The sequence below is a fragment of the Tissierella praeacuta DSM 18095 genome (assembly GCF_900128955.1).
GTDB lineage: Bacteria > Bacillota > Clostridia > Tissierellales > Tissierellaceae > Tissierella > Tissierella praeacuta.
The window spans coordinates 13,417-38,228 of sequence record NZ_FQTY01000008.1 but is presented as its reverse complement, the minus strand read 5'-3'; the positions used below and the strand labels follow the sequence as shown (position 1 = coordinate 38,228).

The following is a 24,812-nucleotide window of genomic DNA, read 5'->3' as shown; positions in this document are numbered from 1 at the left end:
GGATAAATTGGGAAAATATAATGTTTCAAATCGAGATCTTGTTTTATTTTTGATAATTACTTTTGGCTTAACATCTATAATGGGGATTGTCATGGGTTTAGGATATCCTACATATTCAGTAGATTCCTTTCCTTTAACACAAATGTATTATCCTGCTCTTGGTGTTATGTGTGCTTTATTATTAAATAAAAAATGGAGAAAAGAACTGCCAAAAAAGTTTTTTCTGACATATTTATTTTTTACAATTACATCAATTATTTATCTTTTAGTAAGAGTATTTGGATTTAATCAAAGTGCGAATGTTCATTTAGAGATTTGGCTCATGGTAGGTAGCATTTCATTGATTATTGCATATAACAGAGATACTAAAGAAAAAATAAAGGAATTTGGATTGAAATTTAGAAAAAATATAAAATCGTCAGTTATTTACATCTTATTATTTATTTCTTTGTATCTGACAGCCATACTTATATCTTCAATGTTGGCTGGAGAGATTGATGATTTTATAGCACCATTTAAGAGTCTAAAAACATGGTTTATATTATTCTCTTTACCTTTTTCATTTCCATTTAGCTTTATTGCATTTTTGGGAGAAGAATATGGATGGAGATATTTTTTGCAACCAGCTCTTCAAGAAAGAATTGGAAAGAGAAAGGGAGTAATACTTGTAGGATTAATTTGGGGAATTTGGCATTTGCCAATAAATATGTTCTATTATAGTCCAGAAACATCTTTTTATTCTGTTATGAATCAATTAATAGTTTGTGTTGGCTATTCAGTTTTTTTTGGATATGTATATATAAAGACTAAAAACATATGGACTATATCCATGATTCATTTTATTAATAACAATCTTGGTTATGTTTTATATGGTGCTACTGGAGCTAATATAGTATTTACATGGCAGGCAGTATTATTTAATCTATTACTTTTTTCAGCAATATATATGCCATTCTTATTAGCTAAGGAGTATAGAAAATCATAGATAAGGGCTTAAATAGCCCTATTTATCTATTTACATGAACTTCTTACTAATTCTATATTTTATCTAAAGACTTGATTTTATCTTCTTTGATGGCTTCAGAGTATATTAATGCTAACTTAGCACATGCTGGACCAACCAATTCATATAAAACTGAGGATGCTAAAATAATGGTCATCATGCGATTCCCTATATCAACAGGAAGTATTCGCTGTCCCAGAAAGGCAAGACCAATGGAAACCCCAGCTTGTGGAATAAGTGCAAGACCTAAATAATTGCAAATTTTTTTATCTGTAGAAGTAATAAAGCATCCTAAATATGCCCCTATATACTTTCCTATTATTCTAATCAAAAAATAAGCTATTCCTACTAATCCCAATGCTCCAAGTGAACTTATATCTAAGTTGATACCTGATATTATAAAAAATAGTGATAAAACTGGAGGAGTGAAGTTATTGATTTGTCTATACAAATCCTTATCCTGAGTTGTATTTATATATGTTGCTCCAAATACCATACAAGATAAAAGTGGAGATATGTCAAAGATTGAGCACAGTCCAGAAATACCAAGTAATAATGCAATTGCTAATATCAAGCGGTTATCATTACTTCTATTTGGAGTAAGTAATTTACTTAATATAATAGCAAATAGAAATCCTACTCCTAATGCTCCAATATTATATATAATTGGCAGTATTACATAACTAGGCGAAATGTTACCAGTTTCTGTTGTATTGATAAAAGCAATAATTATGCTAAATATAATCAAGCAGACAACATCATCTAAAGCTACAACTTGCAGTAATATGTTTACAAACTCTCCACGAGCTTTGTATTGATTTATTGTCATCATTGTACTTGCTGGAGCTGTAGATGTAGCAATTGCACCTAACAACAATGAAAAACTCCAATCTAATGAAAAAATATAATGCATAGATATAGATACAATAATGCCTGCAAGTAATGATTCAAATAAGGTAATTATTATAGACCTTATACCTGTTTTTTTGAATAACTCTCTTTTAAGGAATTTTCCAACGTCGAAAGCTATAAAAGATAATGCTATATCCCCTATAAATCCCATATTCTTTGCTCTATTAATAGGTATTATATTGAGAACATAAGGACCTAATAATATACCAGCAATTATATAGCCGCTGACATTGGGAAGTCTTAGTATTTTTGTAATGCGAGTTAATAAAAAACCAGAAAGCAACATTGCAGATAAAGAGATAAGAATTATTGTGATATCGTTAAATTGACTAAATAAATTGTTCATTATATCACTACTCCTTTAAGTAAATAATATTTTCAAAGATAATGAAAAACAAATAAGTTAATGACCAAATAGAGCATAATATTAAATTTAAAAATGCAAATAGTAGTTTAATGCAGTTAAGTTTGTGTTTGAAAAGTAATATATCAAATTTATAAATGCAGAAAGCAAAACAAAATAGGTGAAGAAGTATTCTGATTCAGGGCATCTGAGCTTTTATGATTAATAGGTCAGCTGTTAGGAGCAAAATCATACCAGCAGAAGCTAATGCTATGTTGACCATAGCAATACCGGGAGTACCAAAATGAGAATTACCATATTTAATTATCTGACTATAATGAGATATTTTATAGTTATTAGAACAGCTGTGATTTTGATTATAGTTAGAAAAATGGTCTGTGAAATATTTGTGCCCAAGGGGAAATGGTTTTAAGATATTATGGATAAAAATTCTAACCATGAAAATAAACATTAATTTTACCTCCTTTATAATTGTTAATTGTTTGAAAATTTGATATTATATTACAATAAGTCATGTATAAAGTAAAATTATAATTATTTTGATATTGATAAGAAAAACTAATGCAGAGGTGTTTTTTATGTTAGATGCAAAATTAGATACGTTACTTATGGTCTGTGAAACATCCAACTTTACTCGTGCAGCTAAGGAGCTCTCATTAACTCAACCTGCAGTGAGTCAACATATTAGTCAATTGGAAAAGGAACTAGGTGTTAAAATATTTAATAGAAGTAAAGGAGAATTAAAATTAACATCTGAAGGTGAAATTATCCTTATGTATGCTAAGCGCATTAAATCATTATATAGTAAATTACAGCAAAGTCTGTTAGATAAAAATCATCAATCAATAAAGTTGACAATTGGAATTACGCATACAGCAGAAAGTAACTTTGTTGCTGAAGTTTTGGCGAAATATTGCAATGTAAACGAAGGAGTTACCATTACAATAATTACTGAGTCTATAAAGAATCTTTATAATATGTTAATGAACTATGAATTAGATTTGGCAATTGTAGAAGGAACTATAAATGATCCAAATATAAATTCTTTATTGTTAGATACGGATTATTTAGTGCTTGTGGTCTCAAATAACAATCCACTTGGAAAGAAAAATATGGTAACTATTAACGATATTAAGAATGAAAAAATGATATTACGTCTACCGAATTCTGGTACAAGAAATTTGTTTATTGCACATCTTGAGAGTCTTAATATGTCAATCAAGGACTTTAATGTTATACTTGAGGTCGATAATATTGCAACAATAAAGGACTTAATTCGCCGAGATTTTGGTATTTCTATACTTGCACGTAGTGCGTGTCTTGATGAATTAAAGAAAGGTAAAATTACAATTTTACCCATTGAGAATTTAAGTATGATTAGGGAAACGAGTATCTTATATCATAAAGATTTTAATCATACTAATATTCTGCAAGATATTACTAAAATATATAATGAGACTGCTAGACTATACAAATAAAAGTAGATAGTAATTTCTAATATTGGTTTCTTAGAAGACTTGGGATAGAAAGGGGGAGCAATGTGAAAAGATTAATATATAGGATAGCAAAATCCGTATTGTTTATATCATTTCTAATATTTATTTTAATTGAGAGTTTAATTATTATAGGGGGTAGAAGAACTCCAGATGTTAAGGTGGATTATGTTATAGTTTTAGGAGCTAGGTTATATGGGGATATACCTTCTCCTGCTTTATTAGAAAGACTTAAAGTAGCTAAGGATTATTTAATAGATAATACAGATGTAAAGGTAGTGGTATCAGGTGGACAAGGTTTAGATGAAGACATTGCTGAAGCATATGCTATGAAAAAATATTTAATAAATAATGGTATTGAAAAAGATAGGATAATAGTTGAGGATAAATCTACTACTACTTTTGAAAATCTAAAATTTAGTTTAGATAAAATAAAAGAAACTAATGACAACAATAATATAAGTCTTTTAATTGCATCTAATAGATATCATATTTTTAGGGCAAAGTTATTAGCTAAAAGATTGGGAGCAATACCCTATGGATTACCTGCTAAGACACCCCTTATAATAGTTTTACAATCGTATATAAGAGAATTTCTTGCGGTTATTAAATCATATTTTATTGATAGGGTAAGAGTGTAAACTATCTAAAGGTTTGAATACCAAAAATTTATTAAAACTAATATATTATTTATTTTATATAATATCAATAATTGTTGTGCTAATATTTTGCAGCAGGATATTTTAAATAAAAAATAGCATGACGAATATTATATAAAAAGATAATATTCGTCATGCTATTTTTTATTATTAGATTAATATGTTTCTACAAAAAGTTCAAAATGTGCTTGTGGATGAATACAAGCAGGACATACTTCAGGGGCATTTGGACCTTCATGTACATATCCGCAATTTCCACATTTCCATAATACTTTTTCTTCTTTTTTAAAGACCTTATCATTTAATATATTTTCAGCAAGTTTATTAAATCTAATTTCATGTGCTTTTTCAGCATCAGCTATAGCTCTAAATGCAGTTGCTATTTCTTCAAAACCCTCTTTTTCGGCAATATCTGCAAATGCTGGATATAAATCTTCCCATTCTTCATTCTCTCCACTTGCTGCACTTCTTAAATTATCTAATGTATTACCTTGAGCAACTGGGAAAGAAGCCTCTATATTTATAGTAGCTGGAAGTTCATCCTTTAATCCAGCAAGTAAAAACTTATAAAATCTTTTTGCATGTTCTTTTTCATTGTCAGCTGTTTCAATAAAGATATTTCTAATTTGTTTAAATCCTTCCTTATCCGCTACAGAAGCATAGTATGTATAGCGATTTCTAGCTTGTGATTCTCCTGCAAATGCTTTCATTAAATTTTCTGCTGTTTTTGTCCCCTTTAAATTTTTCATTTTTACCTCCTAATATTATTGTTTTTTATTATTAATGCATCTAGGACAGATACCTTTAAAATAAACATTTTTTTCATTAATCTTAAAATTATTCAGTTGATTATCAATGAAATTATCTAAATCAATAGGAAAATCAAAGATTTTATTACAAGATTCACATTTGAAATGACCATGATTTTTCATATTAATATCATATTTGGCTTCACTACCATCTATAGATATTAATCTAACTAGTTTAGCTTCAATAAATAGATTTAAAGTGTTGTAAACAGTAGTCTTTGAAAGGACAGGTATTTCATTATGAAGATCACTATAAATCATTTCAACTGTGGGATGACATTTGTTTATTAATAAATATTCCAAAATTTTAATTCTCTGGTGAGTAGGTTTTATACCTTTACCAGTTAATATATTGGATAAGTTTTTAACTGATGTTTCCATAGATATTCTTCCTTTTATTTTAAGATTAATATTTATAATCATTACTAATTTGTAATCATTACAAATATAATTATAATAGGAGTTCCATAATTTGTCAACATATTATTTTTTAAGACAAAAATATTGATTAGATTTTCTTTTGACTAAGATTAGACAACGAAATAGATTAATTTAATTCTTTATATTATATTAATACATAAATTATTTCTTTATGATAAAATGAAAACATAATGAAGTTTAGTATGTATTACATTAGGGTGGTGGAGGAAAGGGATTAATTACTTTTGATTGGGGAGCATCTGAAAGTTTTGCAAATATTATTCTAGAAGTATTAGAAAAACATATTATATGACTTATTCTTAGATAAATGTGCAATATATTATATTAAATTTTAAATAATAATAAAGGAGAGATTGTTTATAATGCAAAATATAAGAGGAATAAAAAGGGACTTTCAAGAGTGATATATTTAATCACCTTTGAGAGAGTCCCATTTTAATATTTTGAATCCGTTTTATTATTAACCGTTACAGATTGGTTCTTCCCACCAGCCAAAAGCAATTCTTCCACTAGCTTCTACTTCAGGTGTTTCTGGATTAGATAAAAATACTAAAAAAGAGCCGCCAGGAGGGAAAATAAATTTTCCTTGTTCATCATCTACAACAGTTGTCTCAGGTTGTCCTCTTCTAACAAAAGCCTTTATACCACCAACTGGATCTCCAGAAACATTTATTGCATATTGCAATTTAACCTTTGGACTTGTAGGTGGACAAAATGCCAAATTTGCTGGAGTAACAAGAGGAGATTCAAGAGGCATTCCTGGAGGAATTGCATTAAACCAAATTTGTGCCCTAAATGGTGATTCAGAAATATCAGCTACAGTCCATACGGTTACATGCAAATTTACTCCTGAATTAGGGGGATTAAATAGTCTAGCCCAAGCACTTGTACCTTTTCCAAACGAAAGATTATCTGCATAACCTACGAAATATTTTCCTTCTAAAGATTTTGCTAAGTTAATAGGTACACTAACTTGGTATTCGATAGATGGCTTATATATTGACGGGTTAGGTAAGTTACAAGGTTTATAGCACATACAAGATGCAGTAGGACAGTTGTTTATATTAGGATATTTGGGATTATTGTATTCTTGAAAGTATTTAGAATCATTGAGATTAATATTATTCGACATAAATAATACTCCTTTGCATTTAAATTTAATTCATTATATGTTCAATATTATTAAATGTGAAGGATAGCTATTATTTCTATATAATAAATTTAATTATTAAAGGATAGGAATGTTGATAGAAAATAAATTTATTATAAACATAGATAATAAAAATATATTTATATAAAATGATAATTATAAAAATTCAAGGAGAAAAAATATGAGAATAGGATATGCATGTTTAACAGTAGGAGTTTTAGAAACAAATTTTAAAAGTTGCATGGTTAAAAATTCTAATGAAAAAAAACTCTTAGAAATCATAGAGTATAATTTAAAATCATTAAATAATATTATAGATTATAATATTGAGAATAATATAAAACTTTTTAGAATAAGCTCTGATTTGATTCCCCTTGGTTCAAGTTCAGTAAATAATATACCTTGGTGGGAAGTCTTTTCTTCACAGATATCTTCAATTGGATCTAAAATAAGAGAAGCAGATATGAGAGTTTCCATGCATCCGGGACAATATACTGTACTAAATTCTCCCAATGAAGATGTAGTTTTAAGAGCAATTCAAGATTTGAATTATCATAATAGGATATTAGACAGTTTAGGTATGGACAGAAAAAGTAAAATCATACTTCATATAGGAGGAGTTTATAATAATAAGGAGAAAGCTATAAAAAACTTTATTTCAAACTTTCAATTACTTGCTCAAGAAATTAAAGAAAGATTAGTAATTGAAAATGACCATAAGTCTTATAACATAGGAGAAGCTTTAGAAATAGGGAGGACTTTAAATATTCCTGTTGTATTTGATAATCTTCATAATGAAGTATTGCCATGTGATATCTCAAAGGATGATCAATATTGGATAAGGCAATGTAAGGAAACTTGGGAAAAAGAAGATGGACCTCAAAAAATTCACTATTCACAGCAGGATAAAGGCAAAAGATCAGGTGCACATTCAAATACTATAGAAATAGAACAGTTTATGAATTTTGTTGGAAAAATAGATGATAATATAGATATAATGCTTGAAGTTAAAGATAAAAATCTTTCAGCAGTAAAATGCATTAACAGTATTTCAAAAAGTAAAAAAATAAAAGCTCTTGAGGTGGAATGGAGTAAATATAAGTATAATATATTAGAGCACTCTCATTTACATTATAATAAAATTCGTGAGATACTAAAAAATAAAAATGAGTATCCCGTAATTGAATTTTATAAATTAATAGAGGAAGCTCTAAATATTGAAGAAACTATAGGTAGTACAGTTAATGCTGTCCTTCATATCTGGGGATATTTCAAATCAACTGCCACAGAGGATGAAAAAAGCAAATTTATAAAATTATTAAAAAGTTACGAGGAAGGTAAAAAACCTAAGGATTCATTAAAAAAATTTTTAGGGAAATTGGCTTTTAAATATGAAGAATATTATCTTTTAAATTCTTATTATTTTTATTTATAATGTATTTTCGAGATATATTTTATTGAGAACTTAGTTGGATAATTGTTAATTATCTCGACTTTAAAATTATAAGTATATCTTGTATAATGGTATAATGTTGAAATATTTACAAGAAGGTTAGGGAATAGAATGAAAAGAATAAATGAAATTTTTAATGATTATGAAATAAAGGGAAATATAAACACTGCAATAGTAGAAGGTGTAGTTTTAAGAAAAAATGAGAAGATATTGGAGATGAAAATTAGAACTGATAAATTTATTCAAATTAGAGAAATTGAAGAACTTAATAAGTTTATAAAGGAAAGATTTTCATTAAATGATTCTAAAATTATTGTAGAGTATGCTGAAGAAATTGATAAAATACCTAGAGAGGAAGAATTAAGAGATATTATATGTGTGATGTCAGATAAATATCCTGTTTTAAAGGCAATTATAAACAATTGTGAATTTGAAGTATTTGAAAATATTATTAATTTTAATTTTGAAATTCCAGCATCAGGGATTTTAATATCTATGGGTTATGATAAAGAAATCAATAAGGCTATAAAAAGCCTTTACAATACAGAGTATGAAATAAATTTTATTGATAAGGTATGTAATGAAAAGTTAAAAAAGCTACAAGAAGATGTATATTCAAAAGAAATTATGTTAATACAAAAAGAAGCTGCTATTCAGCAAAATAATAATATTTCTAAATCTCCCAAGGAAATTTTAAGAAACCAAGACGTGAAAGCAGAAACTAATAACAAAAAGAATGATCCTTTCCTAATATTAGGTAGAAGCTCTAAAATTAAAGATTCTATAACAAAAATTACTGATATTACGCCATATGAAGGTAAGGTGGCAATAGAAGGTGAAATATCTAATATAGAATCTAGAGAGTTGAAAAGTGGGAAAATTTTAGTTTCTTTTGACTTATATGATGGTTCAAGTTCCATAACATGTAAGTCCTTTATAAAAGGTGAAGATATAGGGGTATTAGATAAGATTAAAAATGCTAAAGGTGTCAGACTTTCTGGAAATGCAGCTTACAGCAAGTTTTCTGGAGAAGTTGAGATTATTGCTAATACTATAATAGAAACAGAAGGAATAAAGAGGGTTAAAAGAGATGATAATGCTGAATTAAAGAGGGTAGAACTTCATATGCATACACAAATGAGCCAGATGGATGCTATGACAAGTGCTACTGATTTAATTAATAGAGCTATGAGCTGGGGGATGAAATCCATTGCCATAACTGATCATGGAGTTGTACAGGCTTTTCCTGAAGCTCATAAGCTTTTAGGAAGAAATAATCCAGATATGAAAGTTATATATGGAGTAGAGGCTTATTTGGTACCAGATAAAAAGCCATCTGTAACAAAATCTAAGGGACAGGGGATTGATACTACATATTGTGTACTTGATTTGGAGACTACAGGTTTTTCACCGGTGACAGAAAAAATTACTGAAATAGGAATTATGAAACTTAAGGATGGTGAAGTAATAGACAAGTTCAGCACATTTGTAAATCCTGAAAAACCTATTCCTCAAAGAGTTGTAGAAATTACTAACATAACTGATGATATGGTCAGAAATGCAGAAACTATAGATAAGATTTTTCCTAAGATGTTAGATTTTATTAATGATAGTGTTTTAGTTGCACATAATGCTGACTTTGATATAAATTTTTTAAGACATAATGCAAAGATATTGGGCTATGAATTTGACTTTACATATGTGGATACTTTGTCCTTAGCTCGAGAAATCTTTCCTGATTTTAAAAGCTATAAATTGGGAAGAATAGCTAAAAATCTTGGGATAAAGGTAGAAGTCGCTCATAGAGCCTTAGATGACGTGGATACTACTGTAAAGGTCTTTAACATTATGATTGAAAGACTAAAGGAGTTAGGAGCTGAAACCCTTGAAGACATAGATATATGTGCTTCTAGTGAGGAATCTAAGAAGGAAGAGTATAAAAAGCTTAAAACCTATCATGCTATAATACTTGCAAAGAATTATATTGGTTTAAAGAATTTGTACAAACTTGTATCCTATTCTCATTTAGATTACTTTTATAAAAGACCACGTATTTTAAAGAGCTTATATAGAAAATATTCAGAGGGATTAATCCTTGGAAGTGCATGTAGTGAAGGAGAACTTTATCAATCAATACTTTTAGGAAAGCCCGAGGAAGAAATTGAATCAATCGCAAAAGAATATGACTATTTAGAAATTCAGCCTTTAGGAAATAATGATTATTTAATAAGAAATGGACAAGTGGAAAATATAGAAAGCTTAAAAGGAATTAATAGAAAGATTGTAGGGCTTGGAGAAAAACTAAATAAACCTGTAGTTGCTACTGGAGATGTTCATTTCTTAGATCCTGAGGATGAGATATATAGACGTATATTGGAAACAGGTCAAGGATATAAAGATGCAGACAATCAAGCTCCTTTATATTTAAAGACTACAGAGGAAATGCTTCAGGAGTTTTCATACTTGGGAAGGGAAAAGGCTTATGAAGTTGTGATTACAAATACTAATATGATTTCTGATATGTGTGAACAAATTAGTCCCATTTCATCAGAAAAGGCTACACCACATATAGAAGGCTGTGAACAGACTATTCGAGATATTACTTATGGGAAAGCTCATGAGCTCTATGGAAATCCATTACCTGAGATTGTTCAAGAGAGGCTTGATAGGGAGTTGGACTCCATTATAAAGAATGGATTCTCAGTAATGTATATTATCGCACAAAAGCTGGTATGGAAATCAAATGAGGATGGTTATCTTGTAGGATCTAGGGGATCCGTCGGTTCTTCTGTTGTAGCATATATGACTGGTATAACAGAAGTAAATGCTTTACCACCTCATTATAGATGCACAAAATGTAAGCATTCAGATTTTGCAGACTATGGTTATAAGCTTGGATTTGACTTACCTGATAAATTATGTCCAGTTTGTGGGGAAAACTTAACTAAAGATGGTATAGATATACCTTTTGAAACCTTCTTAGGTTTTAATGGGGATAAAGAGCCAGATATAGATTTAAACTTCTCAGGAGAATATCAGGCAAAGGCTCATAGATATACGGAGGTTATTTTTGGAAAGGGCACAACCTTTAAGGCTGGAACCATAGGTACTATTGCAGAAAAAACAGCCTTCGGCTATGTTAAAAAGTATTTTGAAGAGAAAAATATATCAGCAAATAAAGCAGAAATTCTTCGAATTTCAAGAGGGTGTACAGGTATTAAAAGAACTACAGGGCAGCACCCTGGGGGAATAATAGTTGTGCCAAAGGGACGAGAAATCTTTGAATTTTGTCCAGTTCAACATCCTGCTGATGATACAAACTCAGATATTATAACAACTCATTTTGATTATCACTCTATTGATGAGAATTTACTAAAGTTAGATATATTAGGGCATGATGATCCAACAGTTATAAGAATGCTCCAAGATATTACTGGAGTAGATCCCCAAAAAATACCTATGGATGATAAAAAGACCATGTCAATATTTTCATCTACGGAGGCTTTAGGTGTAACACCAGAACAGATAAATTCCAAAGTAGGAACCTTTGGTATTCCCGAATTTGGCACTAGGTTTGTAAGAGGAATGCTTTTAGATACAATGCCAAAGACTTTTATGGACTTAATATGTATATCTGGACTTTCCCATGGTACAGATGTATGGCTTGGAAATGCTAAGGAGTTAATTGATTCAAAAATAATTACAAGCATAAGTGAGGCAGTATGTACTAGAGATGATATTATGGTTTATCTTATTAAAAAAGGTTTGCCACCAAATACTGCCTTCAAGATAATGGAAACAGTTCGTAAGGGAAAGGCTTTAAAAGATCCTAAATGGGCAGAATATGAAAATTTAATGAGAGAGTTTGATGTGCCAGAATGGTATATTAATTCATGTAAAAAGATAAAGTATATGTTTCCTAAAGCTCATGCAGCAGCCTATGTAATGATGGCATTTAGAATAGCATGGTTTAAGGTACATATACCTAGGGCATATTATGCAGCTTATTTTTCAATTAGGGCAAAAGCCTTTGATGCAGAGTTTATGATATTTGGGAAAGAAAAGGTTAAGGAAAAAATGAAAGAAATTGAATCTTTGGGGAATGATGCAGCGCCTAAGGATAAGGATATGTATGATGATTTGGAATTGGTTTTAGAAATGTACGAAAGAGGAATTAATTTCTTGCCTATTGATTTATATAAATCTCACGCAACAAAATTTTTACTAGAGGGAGATTCCTTGAGACCACCTATAAACAGTATACCTGGAATGGGAACTGTGGCTGCAGAAGGAATATATAAGTCAGCACAGGAAGAACCTTTTAGCTCCATAGAAGATTTAAGAAAACGTGCTAAAATAGGGAATGCGGCTATAGATTCACTTAAAAAATTTGACTGTTTAAGAGATCTTCCAGAAAGTGATCAAATAAGTTTTTTTGATGCAATTTAGTTTGTGTACTTCTGCACAAGTATATAAAAGATGTGCCCTCCAAATGTTAAACTAAAATTAATATTTGGAGGGGCATTTTTTTATCTTAATATCCAGAGTAATCATTGGGTATAATATTTAATAATAATAACTTAAAGGATAGTGATATTATGAATAAATTATCTGAAGAAAAATCCCCCTATTTACTACAGCATAAAAATAATCCAGTAGATTGGCATCCTTGGGGAGAAGAAGCTTTGACAAAAGCTAGAACTGAAAATAAACCTTTATTTATATCTATAGGATATAGTACTTGCCATTGGTGTCATGTAATGAACAGGGAATCTTTTCAAGATGCTGAGGTTGCAGAAATATTAAATAAAAACTTTCTTCCAATTAAAGTAGATAGAGAAGAAAGACCAGATATAGATAAGGTATATATGACATTTTCTGAAGCTATGACTGGATCTGGAGGATGGCCACTTAATATTTTAGCAACTCCAGAAGGGAAACCTTTTTTTCTTGGAACTTATTTTCCTAAGACAACGAAAAATAGGATGACAGGAATAATTGATTTGTTAGAAAAAATTAATAGACTATGGAGATATGATAGAGACAAAGTATTAGAAGAATCTCAATATATTTTAAATGAAGTGAAGAAAAGATATTTAGTAAATGAGAAAGGAAATATAAAAAACAAAGTAGAGAGTAAGGCAAAAGATGGACTAAAAAGAATATTTGATAATAAGAATGGTGGATTTGGTTCTTATCCCAAATTTCCTATGCCTCAATATATTTGGTTTCTCTTAGAATATAGTAGTAAAAACAATGATAAGGAAGCATTGGAGATAGCAGAAATTACTTTAGAGAAGATGTATAAAGGTGGTATTTTTGATCATATAGGATATGGTTTTTATAGATATTCAGTAGACGAAAAATGGTTAATACCTCATTTTGAAAAGATGCTTTATGACAATGCATTATTGGGAATAGTTTATACAAAGACCTATGAAATAACAAAAAAAACCTTATATAAAGAAGTAGCTGAAAAAATATATGAATTTGTATTAAGATATATGCTATCTAGTGAAGGGGGATTTTATTCTGCACTAGATGCTGAGTCAGAAGGTAAGGAAGGAAAGTTTTATATCTTCGATTATAATGAAGTATTTAATGTTTTAGGAAAAGAGTTAGGAGAGTTATATTCTAAATACTACGGCATTACAGAAGAAGGCAATTTTGAAGGTGCTAACAATCCAAATCTAATATTATATGATTTATCAGAAATATCAGAGTCGGATAAATTAAGTCTGGATAAAGCTAATAAAATATTATTTGAATATAGGGAAAAGCGAGTTAAGCCACATAGGGATGAAAAGATATTAACTTCATGGAATGGTTTAATGATAGCTAGTTTAGCATATGCTTCTAGAATATTTAATAATAAAAATTATAGTGAAATAGCAAAAAAATCAGCAGATTTTATTATCAAAAACTCCATGGATAAAGATGGTCATTTACTATCTACACATATAAATGGAGAATCCTATAATACAGGATATTTAGAAGATTATTCTTTCTTTATATATGGATTACTCCAATTATATGAAACTCTAAAGGAAAATAAGTATCTAGATTTAGGAATTAAGCTATTAGAAGATATGATGGAACTATTTGGTGATGATAGAGAAGGAGGATTATTTTTCTATAGTAATATATCAGAACAGCTAATAATGCGGCCAAAGGATATATATGACGGTGCTATACCCTCTGGTAATTCTTTAGCAATAATGAGTTTGTTTAAAATATATAAATTAACTAAAGAAGAAAAATATGAAAAGGTGGCAAAAGAAATACTTTATGCCTTTGGAGAAGATATAAATAATAATCCTCTTGCACATCTATATTCATTAATTGCATTAGGGAAAAAATAAAAATGATACTTATTTAGATAATTCCTATTGAATTTAGAAGTACAATTAACAATAATAATGGTGATATATATTTTAAAATAAAATAATAAATATTTATAATTCTTAGGTTGCTTAATTTATGCCCATTTGAAAGTTCATCTATTATACTATCTTTATTAGCAAAATAGCCAACAAAAATTGCTATAAGAAGCCCCCCTATAGGCAGCATAATATTAGATGATATAAAGTCAAATAAATCAAAGAAATTCTTTTTGAATAAAGTAAACTCTCCAAATATACTGGTGGGGTGAACAGTTAATGCACCTACTGAAAATATTATTCCAGATATAATTATTACTGCATATTTTCTTTTAATATTCCATTCCTCAGACATAAATGCAACTGGTACTTCTACCATTGAAATCATTGCTGTAGTAGCTGCAATAGATGCTAATATAAAAAATGCAATAAGTAGAATATTGCCAAATGGTATCTTTGAAAAAACTAAGGGAATAGTACTAAATAATAAACCAGGGCCAGAATCTGGAGCTAATCCAAATGTGAAAACTACTGGAAATATGGCTATACCTGCTAATCCAGATACTAATGTATCTGATAATGCAACCTTAGCAGAGGTATAAATCATATTATTATTATCTGTAAAGTAACTTCCATAAGTAATCATAGTACCCATGCCAAGAGAAAGTTTGAAGAATGCTAAACCTAGGGCAGCGAGAATAACAGAGGGTTTTATTTTCGAGAAATCAATACTGAACAGAAAACTTAAACCTTCCTTTGCTCCTTTTAGAGTTAGGGCTCTTATTGAGCATAAAATTAAAAGAATAAACAAAATAGGCATAAGGGTTTTTGTAATTTTTTCTATGCCATTTTTTACACCTGCAATTAATATTAAAGAAACCACTAATAATACAATTCCCTGCCAAATAATAGGGGAATATGATCCACTTACAGTAGTTGAAAACTTATTTATAACTATTTCTGTTGCATCTTCGATTGGAAGATTTCCTAGATTGAAAAATTCTCCCTTTATTGTTTTAAATACATATGAATATACCCAGCCAGCTACACTGCTATAAAAAAACATTATAAATAATGCAGCTATTATTCCCATATAACCAACAATATTCCAAAAAGGGCTTACTTTAAGTTTTGCAAAAGCAGCAACAGCATTAGATTTAGTTTTTCTTCCTATATAAAATTCTGATATTATTACAGGCAAACCTACTAATAATATAGATGTTAAATAGATAAGTACAAAAGCTCCACCACCATTTTCTCCCACAAGATATGGAAATTTCCATATGTTTCCCAAGCCAACTGCAGATCCTAGTGTAGCGAAGAATATTGCTAATCCAGATGAAAAGGATTCTCTCTTTTTATTTGGGTCTATCATTTTAAATTCCTCCTAAGCATAATCAATTTTAAAGAGCCTGAAAATAAATATAAAAAATATTGTATTATCAAAGTCATTTTATGTCAATACCAATTTTTCATCTAATATTCTAATTACAATAAATTTAAAACCAATACATGAACATAAATTTTAATAATTAAAATACTTGACATCTCGATTTCCTTACTTTATCATGTAGTAAAGCAATAAAGAAAGAGAGTGATTTAATGACAAATAAAAAACCTACGAGAGAAGAAGCTTTGTTATTATTTAAGAAATATAATAAGTCTGATAGTTTATTACGTCATGCACTAGCCGTTGAAGCTACAATGAAACATTTTGCTGAACTTTTTAATGAACCAGATGTAGAAAAATGGACTATAGTAGGTCTTATCCATGATTTGGACTATGAAATGTATCCAGATGAGCATTGTATAAAGGTACAAGAAATACTTAAAGAAGAAGATTATCCGCAGGATTATATAAAAGCAGTAGCAAGTCACGGTTATGAAATATGTTGTGATGTACAACCTACAGAAAAAATGGAAAAAGTACTATATGCCATTGATGAATTAACTGGTCTTATTACTGCCGTAGCACTTCTTAGACCTAGTAAATCTGTATTAGATTTAGAACCAAAATCCGTAAAGAAAAAGTGGAAGGATAAGGGGTTTGCAGCAGGGGTAGATAGGAGTATTATAGAAAAAGGCATACAGATGCTAGATATGGAGAGAGATGATGTAATTATGGAAACTATTCTTGCTATGAGAAAGGTAGCAGAAGAAATAGGTTTAAAAGGGGAATTATAATGAAAATTGGGTAATAAATGACATATATGAATATACAAAAAGGAGAGACTGCATATGATAAGAGATTTGAAAAAAAAGAAAACTAAAATAAGTGATAAAGCATTTATTGCAGAAACAGCAGATGTTTTGGGGGATGTAACCATAGGGGAAGGAAGCAGTATTTGGTATGGTGCAGTGGTTCGAGGTGATATGAGTTATATAACTATTGGAGAATATACTAATATACAGGACAATGCAACAATACACGTTGATACAAATTCACCATGTAAGATAGGAGATTATACTACTATAGGGCATAATGCAGTAGTTCATGGGTGTGAAGTAGGTAACAATTGTTTAATAGGAATGGGTTCAATAATTTTAAATGGAGCAGTTATTGGTGACAATTGCATAATTGCAGCTGGAGCATTAGTTACAGGAGATACAGTTATACCTCCAAATTCTATGGTTATGGGTTCACCTGGGAAAGTTAAAAGAGAAGTAAGTAAGGAGGAAATAGAAACCATAAGATACAATGCTACTAGGTATGAAGAGTTATGGAAAAATGAGCATATATAAATGAATATTAGATATTAACACATTTTTAGTTCTACAGTTTATGAAGGTTGAATAACATATACCAGATTAATTGTTCCTAAGTATTTAAAAAATAGGGGGGATATTATGTTAACAAATCCAGTGTTATTATCAGTATTGGTTATGACGGTATTATGTTTACTAAAAATGAATGTATTGATTGCACTTATTTTATCTGCATTAACAGGTGGTTTATTAGCGGGAATGTCATTTAAGGAAACCATAGGAGTTCTTATTGGAGGCATGGGAGGAAATGCAGAAACAGCATTATCCTATATATTGCTTGGAGCTTTAGCAATAGCAATTGGAAAAACCGGAGTTGCAGATATATTGGCTCGAAAAATTGGTAGAGAGGTTAAAAATAAAAAAGCAATCTTCGTGTTTGTAATAGCTGGAATAGCTTGCTTTTCACAAAATTTAATTCCAGTCCATATAGCTTTTATTCCAATATTAATACCACCACTAATTCCAGTTATGAATAAATTGAAAATTGATAGAAGGGCAGTGGCAGCAGCACTGACATTTGGGCTTAAAGCTCCATATGTAATGATCCCAGCAGGATTTGGACTTATATTTCACAATATAATTAGAGATGCCTTAATAGATAATGGGATGCCTGTAGAAACTAATATGATTTGGAAATCAATGCTATTTCCTGGTATTGGAATGATAGTAGGTTTAATTATAGCTGTATTAGTAAGTTATAGAAAACCAAGAGAGTATGAAGATAGGGAATTAGTTAAATCAGATATTGAGCATAATGAAGATGAAAGAATGTCAAAAGAACATATAGGTGCTTTATTAGGGGCAATAGGTGCTTTTACTATTCAAATTATCACAAAATCACTTCCCTTAGGAGCAATAGCAGGTCTAATAATAATGATGGTATTTGGTACTTTTAAATGGAGAGAACTTGATGATATGTTAAGTGGTGGTATTGGATTAATGGGATTTATTGCCTTTGTAATGCTAGTTGCTTCTGGATATGGTGCGGTTATTAGAGCAACAGGGGGAGTGGAAACTTTAGTAGAGGCAGCAGCAAATATGATGGGAGGAAGTAAAGTTATAGCAGGATTTTTAATGCTACTTATTGGTCTGATTATTACAATGGGAATAGGTACTTCATTTGGTACAGTTCCAATAATAGCAGCAATATTTGTTCCCTTATGTATAAAATTAGGATTTAGTCCTGCTGCAGCTATTTGTTTAGTAGGTACAGCTGGTGCATTGGGAGATGCTGGTTCTCCAGCTTCTGATAGTACATTAGGACCTACAGCAGGATTAAATGTAGATGGGCAACATGATCATATATGGGATACCTGCGTTCCTACTTTTATTCATTATAATATTTCATTATTGATATTTGGAACAATAGCAGCATTAATACTTTAATATAAAGATAAGGGGCAATTAGCCCCTTAATTTATTTCATAGCTTTTTTAGCAAATTCGGTTGTTACTATCTTAGTATAATCGGCTCTTTTGTCTAACTCTCCTGCTAACTCCATTATATTCATCATATGATTTAGTCCGTCTTCTGTAATAATTAAATCTGGTTTCCATGAATCTTGTTCTCTATATCTTTCAATAAGTGTTATAAGCACCTCTTTATTTGTATCAGGGAATTGTGGCATTACAGCATCTGCAATCTCTTCACTACTATGTTCTTGAACCCAAACCATGGCTTTATATAAAGCATTGGTAAAGCTTTGAATAGTTTCTGGGTTTTTCTTGATATATTCTTTAGTTGCGGAATAACAAGTATATGGAATATATCCAGCTTCCTTACCTATTGAAGCTACTACATACCCCTTGCCTTCTTTTTCTAATGTAGCAGCTACAGGTTCAAATAATGTTACATAATCACCTTCACCACCAACAAAAGCTCCTGCCATTACATCAAATTGTATGTCTGTTCTAACTTCAACATCCTTATCTATTTCTAGGTCATAATTTTTAATTACGTATTCTAAAGTCATTTCAGGCATTCCGCCTTTTCTACCACCAATTACTGTTTTACCTTTTAATTTATCAAATGTAAAGTTATCATCCTTCTCTCTACCAACTAAAAAAGACCCATCTCTTTGTGTCAATTGGGCAAAATTGATTACATAATCATCTCTTCCTTGATTATATACATATACTGATGCTTCTGGTCCCATAAATCCTATATCAGCCTCTTTACTCAATAAGGCAGCCATACATTTATCTGCTCCTTTACCGTTGATTAATTCAACTTTTAACCCTTCTTCTTCAAAGAAACCCTGTGTTAAGGCTACATATTGTGGAGTATAGAACAATGAGTGTGTAACTTCAATTAGTTTTACTGGTTTTAAATTAGTTTCACTTTTACACCCTACTAATCCTAATATTATTATGAGAACTAAAATAAAAGAAATTTTTTTAAAAAAACTTGACATCTTATCCCTCCTTGCATAATATGTGTGTACGAAAGCATTAATTAATGTTATAATATTCTAAAATATAATAAATGTTCCAAATCAGTTGTTAAAGGTGGGAAAATATGAATATACCAAATATGCTAACAATTTTAAGAATATTGCTTATTCCAGTGTATCTATACTTTTTTTATTCTAATATTGAAAACAATATTTTATTTGCAGGATTAATATTTATTTTAGCTGGGATTTCTGATGTATTAGATGGATATATTGCAAGAAAGTATAATATGAGTACTACACTTGGCATAGTATTAGATCCTATTGCAGATAAATTGATGACATTTACTATTTTGATTAGTTTTACAACAAAAGGCATTATACCAATCTGGATATTAATTGCTTTGGGAATAAAGGAAATAATGATGATTTTAGGAGGAACTATATTATATTTATTTAAGGGCAAACAAGTTTTGCCTTCTAACAGATATGGGAAAATTGCAACTTTATCTTTTTATGCAGCTACATTGTCTATAGTATTTAGATTACCTAGTATAATATCAAGAACTTTATTTTTTCTAACTGTAACTCTTAATATAATAGCTTTTATAAATTATTTTATAATTTATACAAAGATGAGAAATAATATGAATGATGATATAGTTGACAAATAAAAACTATATATATATAATAAAATAAACAATTTTACTTTGCTTTGATAAAGAGGAGTAAGTAAATAGTACTATACAGAGAGAAGATCCTAGGCTGAGAGGTCTTAAGTTAAATATTTACTGAAGGTAGCTTTTGAGCATTCAAGCTGAAACTAAGTAAGCTTGAAGGGTTAAACCCTTATATTTATTTAAGAGCTATGGAAATATCCATGGAATTAAGGTGGTACCGCGAATTACCCTTCGTCCTTTATATTATAAGGATGGAGGGTTTTTTTATGACCTAACCCAATGATAACCGCGACTTTAATTAAAAATTTTTCATTTAATGAAGGAGGAGATAAAAATGTTAGAAAACTTACCAAAGACGTATAATCCAAAAGACTTTGAAGATAGACTCTATAAATATTGGAATGATAATGGTCATTTTGTGGCTCATGTTGATAAAACGAAAAAACCATATACTATAATGATGCCCCCGCCAAATGTAACAGGAAGCCTTCATATGGGTCATGCACTGAATAATACTATTCAAGATATTTTAACTAGGTGGAAGAGAATGGAAGGGTATTCAGCTCTATGGTTACCTGGTACAGACCATGCTAGTATATCCACTGAGGCTAAGGTAGTAGATAAGATAAAAAAAGAAGGAAAATCTAAGGAAGAATTAGGTCGTGAGGGATTTTTAGAAGAAGCTTGGGATTGGACCCATAAATATGGAAGTACAATCAAAAATCAACTTAAAAAACTAGGCGTTTCATGTGATTGGTCAAGAGATAGATTTACATTAGATGAAGGTCTTAGTAAGGCAGTAGAAGAAGTTTTTATTAGATTATATGAGAAGGGGTTAATATACAGAGGAGATAGAATAATTAACTGGTGTCCTAGCTGTAGAACTGCAATATCAGATGCAGAGGTAGAGCATGAGGACTCACAAGGTTATATTTGGCATATTAGATATCCAATTAAGGATAGTGCTGAATATATAGTAATAGCTACTACTAGACCTGAAACTATGTTAGGAGATTTAGCTATAGCAGTTAATCCTAAAGATGAAAGATATACGGACTTAATAGGTAAGATGGCGATTCTTCCGTTGATGAATAAAGAGATACCAATAATTGCAGATGATTATGTAGAAATGGAATTTGGTACAGGAGCAGTTAAGATTACTCCATCCCATGACCCTAATGATTTTGAAGTAGGAGAGAGACATGGACTTGGGCAGTATATTATAATGAATGAAGATGGTACTATTAGTGAAAATGGTGGAACTTACCAAGGTTTAGAAAGATATGAAGCTAGAAAGAAAATAGTTGATGATTTAAAGGAACAGGGGTACCTAGTGGAAATCAAAGAACATCAAAATGCAGTAGGACATTGTGAAAGATGTTCAACAATTGTAGAACCTTTGATTTCTAAACAATGGTTTGTAAAGATGGAGCCATTGGCTAAACCTGCATTAGAAGCTTATGAAAATGGAGAATTGAACTTTATACCAGAGAGATTTGGAAAGATTTATACTCATTGGTTAGAAGGCATTAGAGATTGGTGTATTTCTAGACAATTATGGTGGGGACATAGACTTCCAGTATATTATTGTGATGAATGTGGAGAAATTATAGTGTCTAGAACTAAGCCGGAAAAATGCAATAAATGTAGTAGTACAAAACTACATCAAGATACTGATACCTTAGATACCTGGTTCTCATCTGCTTTATGGGCTTTCTCCACTCTAGGATGGCCAGAGAAGACAGAAGACCTAGAGTATTTCTTCCCTACTGATGTATTGATTACAGGATATGATATAATATTTTTCTGGGTAGTTAGAATGGTATTTTCAAGTATTGAGCAGATGGGAGAAGTTCCATTTAAAGATGTATTCTTGACAGGACTTGTTCGTGATTCTCAAGGAAGAAAGATGAGTAAATCTCTAGGTAATGGTATAGACCCATTAGAAATAATAGATGAATATGGTGCAGATGCCCTAAGATTTACTTTAGTTACAGGTAATTCCCCAGGAAATGATATGAGATTTTATATTGAGAGGGTAGAAGCCAATAGAAATTTTGCTAATAAGCTATGGAATGCTACTAGATTTGTTCTTATGAATCTTGAAGAAGATATAGCTAAGGAAGAATTAAATTTAGATAATTTAGAAGAAGAGGATAAATGGATTTTATCTAAATTAAATACTGTAATAAAGGAAGCTACAGAAAACTTAGATAAATATGAAATAGGTATGGCTGCACAAAAGATATATGACTTTATCTGGGATGAGTACTGTGATTGGTATATTGAAATGGTTAAGTCAAGATTATATGGAGAAAATGTATCTAGTAAAGAAACAGCAGAGAAGGTTTTATTATTTGTCTTAAAAGATATATTGAAGCTACTTCATCCATTTATGCCATTTATTACTGAAGAAATCTGGCAACATCTACCAGGTAATGATAAACCACTGATTTTAAGTTCTTGGCCAGTATATAAAAATGAATTAAATTTCCCTGCATCAGAAGAGGCTATTGAATTTATTAAATCAGGCATAAAAGGTATAAGAAATGCTAGAGCTGAAATGAATATTGTACCTTCTAGAAAATCTAAACAAATCTTTGTAACAAAAGACGAAAATATAAAGAAGATTATTAGCTATGGGCAAAGATACTTCCTAAATCTTGCCTCTGCTGAAGCAATAGAAATAGTAGATACTAAGGTGAACATAGGAGAAGATAATATTTCCGTAGTATTAGATAGATGTGAAGTGTTCTTACCCTTAAAAGATTTAATTGATTTTGACAAGGAAATAGAAAGATTAGAGAAAGAAAAAGAAAAACTTGAAAGTGAAATAAAGAGAGTAGTAGGAAAATTATCTAATGAGGGATTTGTGAAAAAAGCTCCTGAAAAGGTAGTCAATGAAGAAAAAGAAAAACAGAAGAAATATGAAGAAATGCTTGAAAAAGTAATTGAAAGACTTGAAAGCATAAAATCCAATAGATAAGGCGGAGGTCAAAATGAAGTATCAAGAGGCTTTGGAATATATTAATGATAAAAACAAATATGGCTCAAGACTTGGACTTGATTCAATAGGTAAACTTTTGTGGCTTTTAGGAAATCCTCAGGAAGGGTTAAAATATATTCATATAGGTGGAACAAATGGAAAGGGTTCCACCTCCTCTTATTTAGCTCATATGCTAGAGTCGGGAGGATATAGGGTAGGATTATTTACATCACCTTATATAGAGAGATTCAATGAACGTATACAAATAAACGGGCAAGATATACCAGATGATATTCTTGGAAAGATAACAGGCTTAATTAAGGAAAAAGCTGATATTATGGTAGAAGAAGGCTTTGAACACCCTACGACTTTTGAAATAGTTACTGCAATAGGATTTATGTATTTCAAACAAGAACAAGTAGATTATGTAGTGTTAGAAGTTGGACTAGGAGGTAGATATGATTCTACTAATATTATTTCTTCACCATTAGCCTCGGTTATTACAACTATAGATTATGACCATATAGATGTTTTAGGTGATACTTTAGATAAAATTGCTTATCAGAAGGCAGGGATAATAAAGGAGAACTCAATAGTAGTATCTTATCCTCAAGTAGAAGAGGCGTTGCAAGTTATAAAAGAAGTATCAAATGAAATGAAAGCAGAATTTTATTTGTGTCCAATGGAAAATATTAAAGTAAGAGATATCTCTGGCATGGGAGCTAGTTTTGATTTTCATTATGAAAATACAAATATGAAAGATATAAAGATTTCTATGCTAGGTGAGTATCAGATATATAATGCTACATTGGCTTTAACAACATTATTGATTTTAAAGGAAAAAGGTTTAGTAGACATTTCTGAAGAGCAAATAAGGGATGGTTTAATAAATACTAAGTGGGCTGGTAGACTTGAAGTTATGAGAAAGAGTCCAATATTTTTGATAGACGGTGCTCATAATGTGCAAGGCATTGCTCAATTAAAGAAAGCTATTAGTCTATTTAAGTATAAACGTCTAATATTGGGATTAGGAATATTAAAGGATAAGGACTCCTCTCATATGGTTGAGTTATTAGCTCCTATGGCAGATGAGATTGTAATCACAGAGGTCAATATGCCTAGGAAGTTAGATGCTGAGGAACTAGCAGAAGAGATATCAAAATATAATAAAAATATTTTCATAGAGAAGGACATAAAAAAGGCCGTAGAAAAAACCTTAGAGCTAGCTGAGAAGGATGATATGATAGTATTTGGTGGGTCGCTGTATTTAATAGGAGAAGTGAGGGGTATAATAAAACTACTGTAGTTTAGGCACAGTAGTTTT

At 30.2% G+C, this 24,812-nt stretch carries 18 protein-coding genes and 1 other annotated feature; of the genes, 12 read left to right on the top strand and 6 right to left on the bottom strand.

Going from position 1 to position 24,812, the window contains the following annotated elements; translation table 11 throughout:
* Window positions 1-7 precede the first annotated feature (7 nt).
* Complete coding sequence (locus BUB33_RS09795) at window positions 8-985, top strand: CPBP family intramembrane glutamic endopeptidase (RefSeq protein WP_072975979.1); 978 nt, start codon at window positions 8-10, stop codon at window positions 983-985.
* 52 nt (window positions 986-1,037) lie between these two features.
* Here the strand turns inward: BUB33_RS09795 and BUB33_RS09790 are convergent, their stop codons facing one another.
* Window positions 1,038-2,261, bottom strand: a complete 1,224-nt coding sequence (locus tag BUB33_RS09790; RefSeq protein WP_072975977.1) for a cation:proton antiporter — start codon at window positions 2,259-2,261, stop codon at window positions 1,038-1,040.
* Between the two features lie 563 nt (window positions 2,262-2,824).
* On the opposite strand from BUB33_RS09790, the gene BUB33_RS09780 reads away from it, so the two are divergent.
* Both BUB33_RS09780 and BUB33_RS09775 read left to right on the top strand, forming a co-directional pair.
* Window positions 2,825-3,757 (top strand): LysR family transcriptional regulator, encoded by a 933-nt coding sequence (locus BUB33_RS09780; protein WP_200778182.1) that lies wholly within the window; start codon window positions 2,825-2,827, stop codon window positions 3,755-3,757.
* 62 nt (window positions 3,758-3,819) lie between these two features.
* Window positions 3,820-4,413, top strand: a complete 594-nt coding sequence (locus BUB33_RS09775; protein ID WP_072975971.1) for a YdcF family protein — start codon at window positions 3,820-3,822, stop codon at window positions 4,411-4,413.
* A 173-nt stretch (window positions 4,414-4,586) separates the two neighbouring features.
* Here the strand turns inward: BUB33_RS09775 and rbr are convergent, their stop codons facing one another.
* From rbr to BUB33_RS09760, 3 genes are all read right to left on the bottom strand, one after another.
* Window positions 4,587-5,180 (bottom strand): rubrerythrin, encoded by a 594-nt coding sequence (gene rbr, locus BUB33_RS09770; RefSeq protein WP_072975969.1) that lies wholly within the window; start codon window positions 5,178-5,180, stop codon window positions 4,587-4,589.
* Between the two features lie 15 nt (window positions 5,181-5,195).
* Window positions 5,196-5,621 carry a Fur family transcriptional regulator gene (locus BUB33_RS09765; RefSeq protein ID WP_072975967.1) on the bottom strand — a complete coding sequence of 142 codons (426 nt, stop codon included), beginning with the start codon at window positions 5,619-5,621 and terminating at the stop codon, window positions 5,196-5,198.
* Window positions 5,622-6,141: 520 nt separating this feature from the next.
* On the bottom strand, window positions 6,142-6,813 hold the full coding sequence (locus BUB33_RS09760; RefSeq protein ID WP_200778181.1) for a DUF6143 family protein: 672 nt from the start codon (window positions 6,811-6,813) through the stop codon (window positions 6,142-6,144).
* Between the two features lie 199 nt (window positions 6,814-7,012).
* On the opposite strand from BUB33_RS09760, the gene uvsE reads away from it, so the two are divergent.
* The 3 genes from uvsE to BUB33_RS09745 all read left to right on the top strand — a co-directional run bounded on the left by uvsE (window position 7,013) and on the right by BUB33_RS09745 (window position 14,646).
* On the top strand, window positions 7,013-8,266 hold the full coding sequence (gene uvsE / locus BUB33_RS09755; protein ID WP_072975965.1) for a UV DNA damage repair endonuclease UvsE: 1,254 nt from the start codon (window positions 7,013-7,015) through the stop codon (window positions 8,264-8,266).
* A 129-nt stretch (window positions 8,267-8,395) separates the two neighbouring features.
* Complete coding sequence (gene polC / locus BUB33_RS09750) at window positions 8,396-12,733, top strand: DNA polymerase III subunit alpha (RefSeq protein ID WP_072975963.1); 4,338 nt, start codon at window positions 8,396-8,398, stop codon at window positions 12,731-12,733.
* Between the two features lie 149 nt (window positions 12,734-12,882).
* Complete coding sequence (locus tag BUB33_RS09745; RefSeq protein WP_147286424.1) at window positions 12,883-14,646, top strand: thioredoxin domain-containing protein; 1,764 nt, start codon at window positions 12,883-12,885, stop codon at window positions 14,644-14,646.
* Between the two features lie 13 nt (window positions 14,647-14,659).
* Here BUB33_RS09745 and BUB33_RS09740 read toward each other — a convergent pair whose 3' ends face one another.
* Window positions 14,660-16,039: a sodium-dependent transporter gene (locus BUB33_RS09740; protein ID WP_072975959.1), complete on the bottom strand. Its 1,380-nt coding sequence runs from the start codon at window positions 16,037-16,039 to the stop codon at window positions 14,660-14,662.
* A 227-nt stretch (window positions 16,040-16,266) separates the two neighbouring features.
* Between BUB33_RS09740 and BUB33_RS09735 the strand changes: the two genes are divergently transcribed.
* From BUB33_RS09735 to BUB33_RS09725, 3 genes are all read left to right on the top strand, one after another.
* Window positions 16,267-16,848 carry an HDIG domain-containing metalloprotein gene (locus BUB33_RS09735; RefSeq protein ID WP_072975957.1) on the top strand — a complete coding sequence of 194 codons (582 nt, stop codon included), beginning with the start codon at window positions 16,267-16,269 and terminating at the stop codon, window positions 16,846-16,848.
* A gap of 54 nt (window positions 16,849-16,902) precedes the next feature.
* Window positions 16,903-17,406 carry a gamma carbonic anhydrase family protein gene (locus BUB33_RS09730; protein WP_072975955.1) on the top strand — a complete coding sequence of 168 codons (504 nt, stop codon included), beginning with the start codon at window positions 16,903-16,905 and terminating at the stop codon, window positions 17,404-17,406.
* A gap of 105 nt (window positions 17,407-17,511) precedes the next feature.
* Entirely contained in the window at window positions 17,512-18,816 is a 1,305-nt protein-coding gene (locus tag BUB33_RS09725) for a Na+/H+ antiporter family protein (protein ID WP_172463207.1), read from the top strand.
* A gap of 31 nt (window positions 18,817-18,847) precedes the next feature.
* Here the strand turns inward: BUB33_RS09725 and BUB33_RS09720 are convergent, their stop codons facing one another.
* Window positions 18,848-19,843, bottom strand: a complete 996-nt coding sequence (locus BUB33_RS09720; RefSeq protein ID WP_072975950.1) for an ABC transporter substrate-binding protein — start codon at window positions 19,841-19,843, stop codon at window positions 18,848-18,850.
* A gap of 104 nt (window positions 19,844-19,947) precedes the next feature.
* On the opposite strand from BUB33_RS09720, the gene pgsA reads away from it, so the two are divergent.
* The 3 genes from pgsA (at window position 19,948) to BUB33_RS09705 (ending at window position 24,794) form a co-directional block, all read left to right on the top strand.
* Window positions 19,948-20,496, top strand: coding sequence for a CDP-diacylglycerol--glycerol-3-phosphate 3-phosphatidyltransferase (gene pgsA, locus BUB33_RS09715; RefSeq protein ID WP_072975948.1), 549 nt, complete (start codon window positions 19,948-19,950; stop codon window positions 20,494-20,496).
* Between the two features lie 32 nt (window positions 20,497-20,528).
* Window positions 20,529-20,744: a binding site (T-box leader), on the top strand.
* Window positions 20,745-20,836: 92 nt separating this feature from the next.
* Entirely contained in the window at window positions 20,837-23,488 is a 2,652-nt protein-coding gene (locus BUB33_RS09710; protein ID WP_072975946.1) for a valine--tRNA ligase, read from the top strand.
* A 13-nt stretch (window positions 23,489-23,501) separates the two neighbouring features.
* The gene (locus BUB33_RS09705; RefSeq protein ID WP_072975944.1) at window positions 23,502-24,794 is read left to right on the top strand and encodes a bifunctional folylpolyglutamate synthase/dihydrofolate synthase; all 1,293 of its coding nucleotides are present in this window, start codon (window positions 23,502-23,504) and stop codon (window positions 24,792-24,794) included.
* The last annotated feature ends 18 nt before the right edge of the window (window positions 24,795-24,812 follow it).